The sequence below is a fragment of the Dolichospermum flos-aquae CCAP 1403/13F genome, from assembly GCF_012516395.1.
GTDB classification, from domain to species: domain Bacteria; phylum Cyanobacteriota; class Cyanobacteriia; order Cyanobacteriales; family Nostocaceae; genus Dolichospermum; species Dolichospermum lemmermannii.
On the sequence record NZ_CP051206.1, the window covers coordinates 2287831 to 2302316 of the forward strand.

14 protein-coding genes are annotated in these 14486 nt (G+C 37.4%); 5 read left to right on the forward strand and 9 right to left on the reverse strand.

Annotated elements, in window-relative coordinates; translation table 11 throughout:
• Positions 1 to 119: 119 nt before the first annotated feature.
• The 5 genes from HGD76_RS11305 to sufR form a co-directional block, all read right to left on the reverse strand.
• Positions 120 to 656 carry a CHAT domain-containing protein gene (locus tag HGD76_RS11305; RefSeq protein ID WP_267904373.1) on the reverse strand — a complete coding sequence of 179 codons (537 nt, stop codon included), beginning with the start codon at positions 654 to 656 and terminating at the stop codon, positions 120 to 122.
• A gap of 73 nt (positions 657 to 729) precedes the next feature.
• Positions 730 to 3003 (reverse strand): CHAT domain-containing protein, encoded by a 2274-nt coding sequence (locus tag HGD76_RS11310; protein WP_233467185.1) that lies wholly within the window; start codon positions 3001 to 3003, stop codon positions 730 to 732.
• 27 nt (positions 3004 to 3030) lie between these two features.
• Positions 3031 to 3498 carry a hypothetical protein gene (locus tag HGD76_RS11315; RefSeq protein WP_168695843.1) on the reverse strand — a complete coding sequence of 156 codons (468 nt, stop codon included), beginning with the start codon at positions 3496 to 3498 and terminating at the stop codon, positions 3031 to 3033.
• Positions 3499 to 3544: 46 nt separating this feature from the next.
• Positions 3545 to 4240 carry a hypothetical protein gene (locus HGD76_RS11320; protein ID WP_168651106.1) on the reverse strand — a complete coding sequence of 232 codons (696 nt, stop codon included), beginning with the start codon at positions 4238 to 4240 and terminating at the stop codon, positions 3545 to 3547.
• 167 nt (positions 4241 to 4407) lie between these two features.
• Complete coding sequence (gene sufR, locus HGD76_RS11325) at positions 4408 to 5079, reverse strand: iron-sulfur cluster biosynthesis transcriptional regulator SufR (protein ID WP_168695844.1); 672 nt, start codon at positions 5077 to 5079, stop codon at positions 4408 to 4410.
• A gap of 237 nt (positions 5080 to 5316) precedes the next feature.
• On the opposite strand from sufR, the gene sufB reads away from it, so the two are divergent.
• From sufB to HGD76_RS25350, 5 genes are all read left to right on the forward strand, one after another.
• A complete protein-coding gene (sufB, locus tag HGD76_RS11330) occupies positions 5317 to 6756 on the forward strand; it encodes a Fe-S cluster assembly protein SufB (protein WP_027401841.1) in 1440 nt (479 codons plus the stop codon).
• A gap of 69 nt (positions 6757 to 6825) precedes the next feature.
• Positions 6826 to 7611, forward strand: a complete 786-nt coding sequence (sufC, locus tag HGD76_RS11335; protein ID WP_168695845.1) for a Fe-S cluster assembly ATPase SufC — start codon at positions 6826 to 6828, stop codon at positions 7609 to 7611.
• On the forward strand, positions 7611 to 8936 hold the full coding sequence (sufD, locus tag HGD76_RS11340; protein WP_168695846.1) for a Fe-S cluster assembly protein SufD: 1326 nt from the start codon (positions 7611 to 7613) through the stop codon (positions 8934 to 8936). Before sufC ends, sufD begins: the two co-directional genes overlap by 1 nt.
• 190 nt (positions 8937 to 9126) lie before the next feature.
• The gene (locus HGD76_RS11345) at positions 9127 to 10392 is read left to right on the forward strand and encodes a cysteine desulfurase (RefSeq protein ID WP_168695847.1); all 1266 of its coding nucleotides are present in this window, start codon (positions 9127 to 9129) and stop codon (positions 10390 to 10392) included.
• A gap of 326 nt (positions 10393 to 10718) precedes the next feature.
• Positions 10719 to 10838, forward strand: a complete 120-nt coding sequence (locus tag HGD76_RS25350; RefSeq protein WP_233467232.1) for an HNH endonuclease — start codon at positions 10719 to 10721, stop codon at positions 10836 to 10838.
• A 295-nt stretch (positions 10839 to 11133) separates the two neighbouring features.
• Here the strand turns inward: HGD76_RS25350 and HGD76_RS11355 are convergent, their stop codons facing one another.
• The 4 genes from HGD76_RS11355 to hrcA all read right to left on the reverse strand — a co-directional run bounded on the left by HGD76_RS11355 (position 11134) and on the right by hrcA (position 14462).
• Positions 11134 to 12000: a hypothetical protein gene (locus tag HGD76_RS11355; protein ID WP_041458312.1), complete on the reverse strand. Its 867-nt coding sequence runs from the start codon at positions 11998 to 12000 to the stop codon at positions 11134 to 11136.
• Between the two features lie 47 nt (positions 12001 to 12047).
• Positions 12048 to 12629: a DUF1517 domain-containing protein gene (locus HGD76_RS11360; protein WP_015079590.1), complete on the reverse strand. Its 582-nt coding sequence runs from the start codon at positions 12627 to 12629 to the stop codon at positions 12048 to 12050.
• Positions 12630 to 12703: 74 nt separating this feature from the next.
• Positions 12704 to 13372 (reverse strand): DUF2834 domain-containing protein, encoded by a 669-nt coding sequence (locus HGD76_RS11365; RefSeq protein ID WP_148761613.1) that lies wholly within the window; start codon positions 13370 to 13372, stop codon positions 12704 to 12706.
• 13 nt (positions 13373 to 13385) lie between these two features.
• A complete protein-coding gene (hrcA, locus tag HGD76_RS11370) occupies positions 13386 to 14462 on the reverse strand; it encodes a heat-inducible transcriptional repressor HrcA (RefSeq protein ID WP_168695848.1) in 1077 nt (358 codons plus the stop codon).
• Positions 14463 to 14486: the final 24 nt, after the last annotated feature.

Genomic DNA, 14486 nt, shown 5'->3' on the forward strand with positions numbered 1-14486 from the left:
GGGAGTTGATAACAAAAGGTTGTCAATTTTTAACTTGATATTATTGTAATCCCCAGGGCAAACGCACCTAAATTCTGTAATCCATGCCCAGCAAGGGTTTCAACCTTTAGTTACAAAAATTAACAATCGTCAAAACCTTTGTCCAGTAAGCATTCTAAAAATAAGATGCGCTTGCCCTGTTGTAATCCCTGAGCAATAAAAGCCGACCAATAACGGGGATGTGCAAAAGGCAATTCTCCTTTTGATTTTTGGATGTTATCAATTGCTATTGATATTTTTGCATATTTTTGATATTGGCGATCGCACTCTAAATATTCTGCTGAATCTTGGGGATATTGTTTTTTCTGAGTTCTAGCTTGTTTACGTTGATTTTCTGCTGCTTGGGAGATTTCTTCTAAATCTGCTTTTCTTAATTCCCGCAATTTAATTTGTGCTTCTTTTAGTGCTTCTGGACGATTTTTACCCTCTTGTCTTTGTTGATAGTAAAAGATAGAAAATAGCGCAGTTGCTAAATCATCAACAATCCACAAAGAACTAATTATATTTGTCGCACCAGCACATAAAAAACCAGTAGAAAGTGTCAATAAATTATCAGTTATATTGGGTTGACCTAAATTAGTTTCACAACCAGGGCAAACGCACCTAAATTCTGTAATCCATGCCCAGCAAGGGTTTTAACTTTTAGTTACAAAACTTAACAATCGTCAAAACCTTTGTCCAGTAAGCATTCTAAAAATAAGATGCGCTTGCCATGGTTTCACAACAAGAAAGAAACACATCTACAAGATTAGGGAAACGCCAACTAGGAGACATTAATTGACCTAAAGTAATACTATCACCACCGCCTAAGTTTAAATGAGATTCTAAAGGATTATATAAACAAGATACAGCATGGTGACAGCAGTGGAGAGTTTGCACATTTTCAGCTAATTTTCGGAAATTTTGAACCGTAGCTTGACTACTACCTATTAATCTTTTGTTTGCTGGAATATTATACATTTTAGCAATTTCTTCCTCTTCCCATCTGGAAAAAGGTAGAGGATCATTATCTACGGTATCTGCCACTGTACCATATTGGAAATATTGAACATCTAAATTTAGGCATTTCTTTTTTTGGTTTTGATGACAAAAATCTAAAATTTGACAACTGGGAGTATAACGAATTAAAAATCTATCTACTAAATATTTTTTATTTTCTCCTGTAGGTAAAGCAGCAAAAGGTATTTGATGTAATAATAAATGAGGCTCTATAATTAATTCTTCTATGTCTTGAAGATATTGATGGATGATTTTTGATAATTGTAATCTTTCAGCAAGTTCATGAAGAAAATATTCCATCTTATTTTGCCATGTTTTATAATTATGGATATAATTTAATAACCACTCTTTTTCAATCCATTTTTGTAATTTTTCTAAACCTTCACCTATACAGGTATGGAGATAAATTGAGTCTTGGGTAATGATAAAAATATGGGTGTCAGAGTTGGTAGTGTAGAAACTGAGAATAGCGGTTTTAGAATGATCAATTAATTGCTGAATCTCGGATAAACTCAGAGGTTTAACTTGAATTTCACCTGCTAAAATGGGATCTTCTCCTCTGAGTTGTTCCCAAATTTTTTGTTTTGCAGTTTCTAATAATTCTATTTTTTTATCGCATACCTGCCAAATAGCGCGGGTCGTATGGCGGTTATTTTCTGATTTATAATTTTGGCGTTCTATGTGAATTTGTTGTGTTAATTCTTCGTATTTTTGTAATAATCCTTGGACTTTTGGAGGTATATTTTCACCTTGGGAGAGGTTGAAACTTGCCATTAAGTCTACTAGACGTTGAGAACGGGAGTGTTGACAATATTCAAAGGCTTTATCTATTTGGGTTGTATTGATGTAGGCTTGTACTATGTTTTGATAAATTTCAATATATTTTTCTAAAAATTCTTCCCTATTCTGTTCAGAATTTGACCAAGTTCTAATTTTTTCAACTGCTTCAATAGCATATTTGTAAGCCTCAATAGCAGTTTCCCAAAATTGATATTGAAAAGCTAAATATCCAAGTTTATCAGCAACATCTTTTAATTTACTAGGTAATTCTTGAGATTTAAAAATATCGAAGGATATTTTATAACAGTTGATTGCAGCATCCATTTTTCCTAAAATTTCATAAGTAATGGCTAGATTATACTGAATTTGAGCATATTCAATAGGAAAGTTTTTAGGATTATATACTTTTAATGCTTCTTGATAAGCTGTTAATGCTAAATTGTAATTTTCTGGATTTTTTTCTCCCTTAATTTTGTTTCTTTCATCATATATAATACCTAAATTTATTTGACATCTTGCCCATTCTTCAAAACATCGGTTTTGTTTAAATATATCTAAAACATCATTATTATAAGCTGTAATTGCTAATTCTAAGTATTCTGTTTTTTTAGTGATATTCTGAGTTAATATTTCAGAATAAGCTCTGCCTAGAATAGCTTGAGTAAAAGCCCAGTTTAATCCGTATTTTTTTGAATTAAATTTTTCTGATGCGAATTTACAATAATGAATAGCAATTTCTATATTTTCTTGCTGTTCAGAAAAAGAAATGCTATCAAATTTATCCATGTAAAGACTAGCTAAATTCAAATTATTTATAGCCCAATCTTCTCGATCTATATGACTCTTAAAAATAATTTCAATTACTTCACAACAAAGAATCGCAATTTTTAAATTGTTAGATTGGTTTCCATCTCGTAACTGTCTAATATATTTACTTAAATTAGCAATACATAAAGCTCTTTCATAAGCTTTATCTGGTTCTAATTGTAACAGAGTGTTAGTTGCCCAATCTCTAAATATAGATAGAAAATTCCGATCTAGTTTATCTAAATCATCCTCTATAATTTTTCTTGTTATATCAGCTTTATCCTCTCTAATTGTCCCTAAAATTTGATGTAAAAAATCTAAATAATCTCTGCGCTTTAACTTACCTTGTTTTTGTTTCTTAGCAAATCCCTTACCCATATTTATTGCACCTTAATTAAATAATAATTACCCCAAAATCTCGCTCAACTTCTCCATCAAATCTTCCGCTAACTCCAACAACTCAACCTCATCAATATGACTATTACCAGAAGCGCGACAACTTCCAGAAACTATAACATCACCAACTAAAAAATCCTTAGCTGCAAAAATCCGATCTTTCTCCGTTAATTGACTCAAACAATATTCCAAACCACCAATAATTTCATCCATAGATTTGTCCTGTAAACGTCTTCTTACCTCCACCGCAACCACATCATCACTTTCTAAGAAAGTAGTAATTTTCTCAATATAACCCGGTTCATCGTCATCATCTCCCCAAGTTTCTAACCAATCACCATCTATATCTTCAAAATATAAATCAGCCGCTTCCAACCCATATTTCATAATATCATCTTGTAATTGCTGTGCAGCTTTTACAGATTCTAAGAAACTTGCTAATCTTTGTTGACGGTCAGATAATTTTTCGGCTACCATAATTAATTACCTCTGGTAAAAATATATCAATTTCAAAAATATAAAACTATAAAATCAATTGCTGATAACTACCTGAATTTAGATGATCACTATTATCTAATGATGTATTCACTATCTGATTAACAAAATACTGATTTTTAGGGTTATAACTTAAAAATAAACCTCTTTCTATTTCCCAGAAAATTAGTCTATCTTTCCAATCAGTAACTTTATCTAACAAAAATTCTTCGGCTAGGCTAGTAATTTGTACACAAAGCGGTTGATTCTGACTACCACTAACAATTATATCAGTCGCCATTGACAAATCAGCAATATATCTTTTGACAATTGTACCACCATCTTGCTTAATAATTCTAGAGATAGAGTCTATTAGCAGTGCATCTTCCTGAGTAAAATTTCCCGCCATTAGCTCTTTTCTCCAGATATAAAATCTGTTGTCTTCTTTACTCAACCACCTGGGAAATAGATCACCATACCAATACTTCAGCGTCGGTGGTAGTGCATCCAAAGCAGATTGTTTTTCTACCTCAGAAGCTAAAGATTGAAATTTGATCCAAGCATCTGCATCTCCGATAATTTCCAGAAGAAACAAAATAACAAAACGTTTAGACATCAGTGTACCAGGTTTCACATCTTTAATCCAGTTGTTAATCTGGTTTAACCTAATTGCTAAACTGCGATCTATAGTTGATGCTTCCTTAATTAATGATTTTAGTTTTTCCTTAATCTGTTGTGGATGCAAAATATATACCTGAAAAATAATAAAATTTTTTATTTAGTTTATATATTTTTAATGGTTTTGTAAAGTAACAATTTATTTAGTTAACCAGAGTACGTTTTAACGTACTTAAACTATTAGCCCGGAAATTGATTTCCGGGTGGGTATAGAAGCACACAATTAACCCCCACCTAACTTTTTTCCACCAAATAACCACAACGATGTTCACCATGAATCAACCAGTGAGTCCGTTCCACAGTACAATCTGGAAGAATAGCCGCAAACATTTCCAATTCATGACCACAAACGCTGGGAAAAGATTCCGCAACATCAGAAATAGCGCAGGTATGTTCCACAAAAATAAATCTTTCCGCACCACTAGCATCTGATTCCACAGCGTGAAACTCCGCCATAAAACCTTCAGCCTTTCGCAATTCTATCAAATTTGCGACCCGTTCCTGCAAAGAACCATTACCCACCCGTTCATGATATTCTTGAGCTTTGCGTTCCCACTGTTTTCGTAAAATAGATTTTACTTGGTCACGTCCCACAGTTTCCGCTAAAGTGTCCAAGAGAGAAACCGCAAACTCGCCATAACCATCACCTAAGCGGTTAGCACTTTTTTGCAAATGTGATCTTCCCCCCCGACTCAAATGATAAACGTGCTGGGGTCTGCCCATACTCGGTTGTTCTGATACCGAATATAGAACTAACTCCTCCATCTCTAAATCCTTTAAATGACGACGAATCGCTTGGGGACTGACATTGAAAAAGTTAGCCAACTCAACAGCCGTTGCTTGTGAGTGTTTCAATAGATACTCTAGGATATCTTGCTTAGTTGAGGTCTGCTGGGTAGTCGCCATCTTCTCTACTAGACGCTTCGCAAACGTCCCAAAATAAAAAACTTTTTTTCTGAAAATTTAACTTAAACAACATTGTTGTTGTTAATCTATCGTACAATGAAAATAGATTAAACAACAGCCGAATTGTTTTAGTCGTTAAACCTATTCTAGCAGTCCTGTTAGGAATTGGTAACAGAAAACGGGAATTAGCTTTGTGCAACCCGTCGCCCGTCCTTTAAAGAGAACACAAGAGAACCGATGAGCGCATCCGTCACCACATTAGTCAACCAACCTTATAAGTACGGCTTTGTTACCGATATTGAAGCCGATACTATTCCTCGTGGGTTAAGCGAAGATGTTGTCCGCCTAATTTCCGCCAAAAAGAATGAGCCGGAATTTATGCTGGAATATCGTCTCCGAGCATATCATCAGTGGCTGAAAATGACAGAACCAACTTGGTCTCATGTCCAATATCCGCCTATTAATTATCAGGATATTATTTATTATTCCGCACCGAAACAAAAGAAAGCCAAACTCAACAGTTTAGACGAAGTTGATCCTACTTTGTTGGAAACCTTTGCCAAATTAGGTATTCCTTTAAATGAACAAAAGCGATTAAGTAACGTTGCTGTTGATGCGATTTTTGATAGTGTTTCTGTTGCGACTACATATAAAGAAAAACTTGCCAAAGATGGCGTAATTTTCTGTTCTTTTTCGGAAGCTTTACAAGAACACCCAGAATTAATTAAAAAATATTTGGGTAGCGTTGTTCCCATTGCTGATAATTATTTCGCAGCTTTAAATGCGGCTGTATTTAGTGATGGTTCTTTCGTTTATATTCCCAAAGGCTTAAAATGTCCGATGGAACTGTCTACATATTTCCGCATTAATACCGGAGATACAGGACAATTTGAACGGACTTTAATTGTCGCCGAAGAAGGAAGTTATGTTTCTTATTTAGAAGGTTGTACAGCCCCCATGTACGACAGCAACCAATTACACGCAGCGGTTGTGGAATTGGTAGCTTTAGATAATGCGGAAATTAAATATTCTACTGTGCAAAACTGGTACGCTGGTGATGTCAATGGTAAAGGCGGAATTTACAACTTTGTAACTAAACGTGGTTTGTGTCAAGGTGTCAATTCTAAGATCTCTTGGACTCAAGTAGAAACAGGTTCTGCTATTACTTGGAAATATCCTAGTTGTGTTTTGATTGGTGATAATTCCGTCGGTGAATTTTACTCGGTTGCATTAACAAATAATATGCAGCAAGCTGATACTGGAAGTAAGATGATTCACGTTGGGAAAAACACCCGCAGCACTATTATTTCTAAAGGTATTTCTGCTGGTAAATCTAGCAATAGTTACCGGGGTTTGGTGAAGATTAATCCCACTGCTAAGGGTGCGAGAAATTATTCTCAATGTGATTCAATGTTAATTGGTGATAATGCTCAAGCTAATACTTTTCCTTATATTCAAGTTCAGAATAATACGGGTAAGGTGGAACATGAGGCTTCTACTTCTAAAATTGGTGAAGATCAATTGTTCTTTTTTGCTCAACGGGGTATTTCTTCGGAAGATGCTATTTCGATGATGATTAGCGGTTTCTGTAAGGATGTTTTTAATCAGTTACCAATGGAATTTGCTGTTGAGGCTGATAAGTTGTTGAGTTTGAAGTTGGAAGGTAGTGTAGGTTAGGAAAGTTTTAAGAAAGTTTCGCGCAAAGTCGCAAAGAAGCAAAGACGCAAAGAAAGAGAGGAAGAGAAGATGATTGTTGAGAATAGTGATTTGATTTTGTCGGTTAAGGATTTGACGGCTGATGTTGATGGAACTCCGATTTTGAAGGGGTTGAATTTGCAGGTTCGCGCTGGGGAAGTTCACGCGATTATGGGACCTAATGGTTCTGGGAAGAGTACGTTTTCTAAGGTTTTAGCGGGACATCCAGCTTATACTGTTACTGGTGGTGAGGTGGTTTTTCAAAACCAAAATCTTTTGGAAATGGAAGCAGCAGAAAGGGCTAGGGGTGGTGTGTTTTTAGCTTTTCAATATCCTCTGGAAATTCCTGGTGTGAGTAATTTAGATTTTTTACGAGTTGCTTATAATTCTCGTCAGAAATCTAGAGGTTTGGAGGAGGTTGACGCTTTCGATTTTGATGATTTGGTTGAGGAAAAGTTGGATATTGTGAAGATGAATTCTTCTTTTCTTAGTCGCAGTGTGAATGAGGGTTTTTCTGGTGGGGAAAAGAAGCGGAATGAAATTCTGCAAATGGCGATTTTAGAACCAAAGTTGGCAATTTTAGATGAAACTGATTCTGGTTTGGATATTGACGCTTTGAAAATTGTCGCTAATGGGGTTAATCAATTAACAAGTCCCGAAAATGCCACAATTATGATTACTCACTATCAACGTCTTCTCGATTATATTGTCCCTGATTTTGTTCATGTTATGGCACAAGGAAGAATTATTAGAAGTGGTGATAAGGAGTTAGCGTTAGAGTTAGAATCTCGTGGTTATGATTGGGTTCTCGAAGAAGCTTTGGGAGTGGGTGTGTAATGTCTATTCCAGTTTCTCTTACTTCTATTCCTGATTCTCTATTAGATAGAGACGCTTTTTTAAGTGGTTTATTAAGTCGGGTAACTACTAAAAAATCAGATGGTTGGTTACAAGATTTACGCGACGGTGCTGCTAATTGGGTTCGTCATTCTGTTATTCCCAATACCCGCGAGGAAGAATGGCGGTTTACTGATTTATCACCTCTCAAACAGGTAGATTTTAATAATGTAGGGACAATTCATGAATTGTCCCTACAAGATGATTTTGTTTTACCTGAAGTTTCTGAGCGGTTAGTATTTGTAAATGGTGTTTACTCACCTAATTTATCTAATACTGAAAATTTACCTGCTGGTTTGAAAGTTGGTAATTTGGATGTTTTACCTGATGAAATTACAAAAGAATATTTAGCACAATCTGAGGGTGCTAAGGAAGTTTTTACCGCTTTAAATACTGCGGCTTTAAATGATGTCGCTGTGATATGGGTTGCTAAAAATGTGGTGGTGGAAACACCAATTCATCTATTATTTGTTTCTGTGTCGGGTGAGTCTGCGACTATTTCTCAACCTCGCGTTTTAGTAGTAGCTGAAAGTAGTTCTCAGGTGGTTTTAATTGAGGAATATACGAACCACAGAGACACAGAGGAGGAGGTTTATTTTACTAATGGGGTGACGGAAATTTGGGTAAATGAAAATGCTCAGGTTAGTCATAATAGAATTGTACGCGAAGGTGCGGCAGCTTTTCATGTGGGGAAAACTGCTGTTACTCAGGCACGATATAGTCGTTATAATTGTAATGCGGTGACGGTTGGTGGTAAAATGTCACGTCATAATTTAGAGATTTTGCAAACTGGTGAACAAACGGAAACAACGTTAAATGGTTTAACTGTGATTGCTGATAATCAATTGGCTGATACTCACAGTGCTTTATCTTTAAATCATCCTCATGGTGTGAGTAAACAGTTACATAAGTGCATTATAGGCGATCGCGCTCATGGTGTCTTCAATGGTAAGGTTTTTGTTCCTAAACCAGCACAATTAACTAACGCATCTCAATTAAATCGCAATTTGCTATTATCATCAAAATCCAGAATTGACACCAAACCTCAATTAGAAATCACTGCTGATAATGTTAAATGCGCTCACGGTGCTACTGTCAGTCAATTGGAAGATGATCAAATATTCTACCTGCAAAGTCGTGGTATTGAAGAAAATGATGCCCGAAAATTATTAGTTAATGCTTTCGCAACGGAAATTATTAACTTTATCCCTGTTCCTTCTTTGCGTGAGAGTTTGTTGAAAACTGTTACAAGTCTCACCAATAAATGATAAAACTTCGGGAACTCACCCCTAAAAAAGGTGAGTAGACCCCACCCCGCACCTACTAACACAAAAAGCTCTAAAACTTTCTTTCTCTGTGTCCTCTGTGCCTCTGTGGTTCGTTCTTCTTAAATTCTGCAATACTCCTAAATTCTAGTTATTATTCTGAACATCTAAACTCCTGAACTTCTTCTTCAACATGACCATCACTTCTACCAAATCTCTCGCTGATAAAGTTCGTTCTGACTTCCCCATTTTACATCAGGAAGTCCACGGTAAACCCCTGGTTTATCTCGATAATGCAGCTACTTCTCAAAAGCCTTTATTCGTATTAAATGCTTGGCGTGATTATTACGAACAATATAATTCAAATGTCCATCGTGGCGCACATTTCTTGAGCGGAAAAGCTACTGATGCTTATGAGGGTGCGCGTGATAAAATCGCTAAATTTATTAATGCTAAATCACGCCAAGAAATTGTGTACACCCGCAACGCAACTGAGGCTATTAACCTAGTCGCTTACAGTTGGGGAATGAACAATTTACAGCCAGGAAATGAAATTATTCTCTCGGTAATGGAACACCATAGTAATATCGTTCCTTGGCAATTTGTCGCTCAAAAAACGGGTGCAATATTGAAGTTTGTGGAGTTGACGACCGAAGAAACTTTTGATTTAGAACAGTTTAAAAACCTGATTTCTGACAAAACAAAACTGGTGTCTATCGTGCATATTTCTAATACTTTGGGTTGCATAAATCCAGCTAAAGAAATCGCCGAAATTGCTCATAAATACGGTGCGAAGTTCTTACTTGATGCTTGTCAAAGTGTCCCCCATACTCCTATTGATGTCGAAGAACTTGACTGTGATTGGTTGGTAGCTTCTGGACATAAAATGTGCGCTCCCACTGGCATTGGATTTTTGTATGGTAAGTTGGAATTACTAGAAGCAATGCCGCCATTTTTTGGTGGTGGTGAGATGATTGCAGAGGTATTTTTAGACCATTCCACCTATGCAGAATTACCCCATAAATTTGAAGCTGGTACTCCGGCTATTGGGGAAGCGATCGCCCTTGGTGCAGCGATAGATTATCTTACTAATATCGGTATGGATAAAATCCATGCTTATGAAGCGGAATTAACGGCTTATTTGTTCGCGCAATTAGCACAAATACCCCAAATTAGAATCCACGGACCAAAACCCAATGCTGAAGGGGAAGGGAGAGCCGCATTAGCAGCTTTTACGGCAGAAGGTGTTCACGCTAATGATTTAGCAACTTTGTTAGATCAAGAAGGTGTGGCAATTCGTTCTGGACATCATTGTACTCAACCATTACACCGTCATCTAGGTTTAGCAGGAACCGCACGGGCAAGTTTATCTTTTTACAATACCCGTGAGGAAATTGATGTTTTCATCAAAGCTTTGAAGGAGACTTTGGACTTTTTTGCTGGAGTGTTTGCTGAGTAAATGTAGGGTGGGTATTTCCCACCTTCTTTAATTATACTCAACACGGCTTAATTATTTGATTTAAGCGGGTAGGAGTTTAGCAATGCTCATTGGTGTCAACTTAACGTAAAACCCTTAATAAATAAGGAGGAGAACAAGAGCGATGGCGCGGAATTGAACTGCTATAGGCGATTACGATTGAAAGGCACATTCTTGTTAGGGGTAAATCATCACCCGATGACCCCAAATTAAGGGACTACTGGATTAAACGGCAGGCAGCTAAAACTAAATCCGAATTAATCAAAAGTAGGCAGAAGATAGCCCAAAGGCAACAATATGTCTGTCCTATATGTGGGGAATCTCTATTAAATGATGAGGAATTACATCTTCATCATAAAAAGCCAAAATCGCAGGGTGGTGGTGACAATTACGGCAACCTACAACTCGTACATCTGTACTGTCATTAGCAAATACATTCTGGAACAATAAGTAGTTGTGACTTGCTTGAGCCGGATGCGTTGTAAGGCGCAAGTCCGGTTCTGAGGGGGCGGGATTATAGCGATATAGTCCTGCTACCCGACCACGGTGATGCCTATTGTGACAAGCCATGACTGGCGACGCAGTGGAGTGGTAGGGCGGGCTACAACTATCTAGATTACTAACTCAGAATCTTTTTGCCCGTGCCTACCACCGCCCAATCTCACAGCGATCGCTTGACAATCAAGACAGTCGCTACGAATCAAGAGTTAATACAGAAATTTCCTATCTTCTTCTACTACCAAAACCGGAAGAACGGCGACTTGAAGAACGGCCACCACTACCAAAACTACTACCAGAATTGCGGCGAGTAGAGCTAGAATTACCAGAAGGTGTAAGGGTACTACCACCAAAACCAGAACCAGAAGCTCGTCCAGTTGTGGTGGTGCGGTTGGCGGTTCCTGAAGACGAATTTCTGATGTTTCCTGTAGTGCGGAAAGTGGTGCGATTTCTCACTGCTGCGGGTGGTTCATTGTAGCGAGAACGGTAACTAGAAACAGCCGAATCATAGCTAGAACCATAGCCACCATGACCATTCATGATCCCACCTGGCTGATAAACGGGGGGAACATAATATTGAGGTCTAAACAACATACTACCAATAGCTTGACCAGCGACGTTACCAACTAAAGCTCCTGCAAAAGGGGCCCAAAAGCTACTTTGTTGGCGCACAATCACAGTTTCCGGTTGTCCGGTTTGGGGATTGTTTCTGGTTTCGGTGACGTTGTGGACGTACTCAAGTTTGAAGTCCTCGGTCATGTATAAGACTGGCTGACTATTTTCTACTTTTAAGTAAGTTTTCTTACCTGCTTTGATTTCATCATCAGTCAATCGTGCCATTTGCAGCTTTTCTGTGGCAAAGCTGGGGGGATTGTTATTGAGTAAAAACAAGGTATACTCACCATTGGCATCATTGTATGTACCCTGTTGTACTTCATACTGACCATCATTTAACTTGGTGGGAGTAGCAGTTTGGCTAATATTCTTAGTTGGAGAATTAGCTTGGTTTCCTCCCCCGCAAGCGACAGTTGTTAAGCACAAAGTTAAGGCTAAACAAACAACTGTAAGTTTACGTAGTATACTGATAATCATTGTGTTCATATTTGTTTTCGGGTACTAATTACAGACTAACGAATCATTTACAGTGGGATCAATTCTGGATAATATTCCAATAATTGATCACTGGAAAGTTCATCACCTAATTGGGCTGGAGAAAAATGCACTTGGATAGCGCGGAGTTTATGTTTGTAGTGTAGATTAATTACGGCTTTAAAGGCTGCTTTCAAAGCTGGGATGTTGGCTAAATCAGTTTCTAACTCAGTAATTTCCCCTTCAGCCGCGACTGTAATCATGACAACGATGTTACGGGTGACAGGAAGTGATAAGGGCTGATTTGAGGAAGTGGAATTAAAATCAAGATTAGCCCCATATCTTTGGGCTGAGTCTGTGAATAGTTCATTGACATAATCTCCTGCTTCCCCTTGATTCCAAAAGACATCACCTTCATTAGCAGCAGCAAACCAATATTCATCATATTGTAGGAAAGTTTGGCACAGTTGCACCAATTCTTCTCCTAAAATATCCAGATCACCGTCAGCATTAATCGCTGTTCTAGCACTACTGTTAAGGACACCTAAGATTGGCGCTACTTCTTCTCCGTTTAAATGCAAGAACAAACGACAGACAATATAGCGAGTTTTTCCCATCATGCGATTAAACATTTTTTGTCTCCTGTAATTTCAGTAGATGTTGTTCACAACTGGATACTTACCTTTTTAATTTTAGTAGTCAGGAGTTAGTGGAGTATTGTTGTCTCAACTCCTTTTTGATCTTCTATATCTATAGGTGGACGCACACACAGATACATCAAAGCTCCAAACACAGGAATGATCGCAAATAACCAAAATAACTGATTATTTTGCCAACCTCGTCTTGTCATATCATCTCCTAACAACGTGGGAAATAATAGACTCAAGATGATAAAATCCAAACTCATGACGTGAATAAATCGGCTGGTTTCCCACTGTTGTCGAAAATTACCCCAGTCTCCCTGTAAACTATAGGTAAATAAAACCGCCGCACCTAAAGTTAATAAAATTCCAAAAATGCGAGAATCTAGTAATTTGAGAAATAATTTTTTTTCCCCTACAAACTTTTGATTGGGTTCTCTTAAAGCTAAATATGGTAAAAGCCCAAAAGCCCCAATAGCAAAAGCAGCACTAGCAAATGGCCAAGCAGGTATTTTTTGACCTCTACCATCAAAAAATACCACTGCACTATATATAAAAGGCCAAATTCCCATGATATTAAATAAACATATAATCAGCGGATTAATCCCTTGCCAATTTCCTGTAGAGAGATTTTTTATCAGCTCAAAAGTATCCGGTTGTTCAGGAGGAGCAAAGAAAAAGGCATAGGAAAGAAATCCTAGCCATAGTAAGCCAAAAGTGATTTTTCTGATCATGAATTTATGGAAATTAACTAAAAGCTTCCGAGAGATAATTTGCTGCTGCTGCGACCACAGCGATCGCACTCTCATAGTCTAACCTAGTTGGACCTAAAACTCCCACACTTCCCACTGGCACAGAACCCCGACGATAAATAGCAGAAATCAAAGTACAGGTTTGAATAGGTTCAAGAGGATTTTCTGTCCCAATCCGCACCGTTACTTTAGACTTATTTGTATCATCCATTTCTGTTTTTTCACAAATTAAATGCCAAAGTTGGTCTTGTTCTTCTTCCAACAATTGCATAATTGTCTGTACCTGCTGTACTTGAGAAAACTCAGGTTGTCGTAAGACTTCTCCAATCCCCCGTACCATAATTTGTGTAGTCGTTGGTGCAAGAGCGCGATGAGTCAATTCTACCAAAGAACTTTTCAAAAATTCGCCATAAACTCGAAATTCCTGATCTAATTCACTCCAGTCAAGATAGCCTAATTCTAATAAACTCCTTCCTCGCAAATGACTATTCAAAAAGTTAGAAACTATCTGCAATTGATGATCAATTACCTCCGGTTCAGGTTTAGTTACTGATGATATTGAAAATAAATCCATCACCTTAGAATGGGTTTCATAACTATCTGTCACCACAATCAACATAATCTTCCCGGATTCAATTTGCACTAGTTGCAAATGTCGTAACTTTGCTGTCGTGGTTTGTGGCATAGTAATTAAAGTAATACAGCCGCTTAATGTTGCTAAAATTTGGGCTGCACCTTGTAATAAAGCCTCTAAACTCCAATCTTCCCAATGCAAATGTCTTTGTAATGCCGTTTCTACCTCTTTAGCTAAAGTTTCTGATGGTTTAATTAGTTGGTCAACATAAATCCGATAACCAGAATCAGAAGGAATTCTTCCCGCAGAAGTATGTGGTTGATAAAGTAACCCTGATTTTTCTAAAACACCCATCACATTGCGAATAGTAGCGGAGCTAATACCTAAATCAAATCCTTCAATTAAAGCTTTAGAGCCAACAGGCTCTGCTGTCGCAATGTAATGACGTATAGTCGCCCAAAGTATATTTTGTTGCCGATTAGTTAGATGGACTTGCATAGGTGATATTTTTACTGAAGGCAA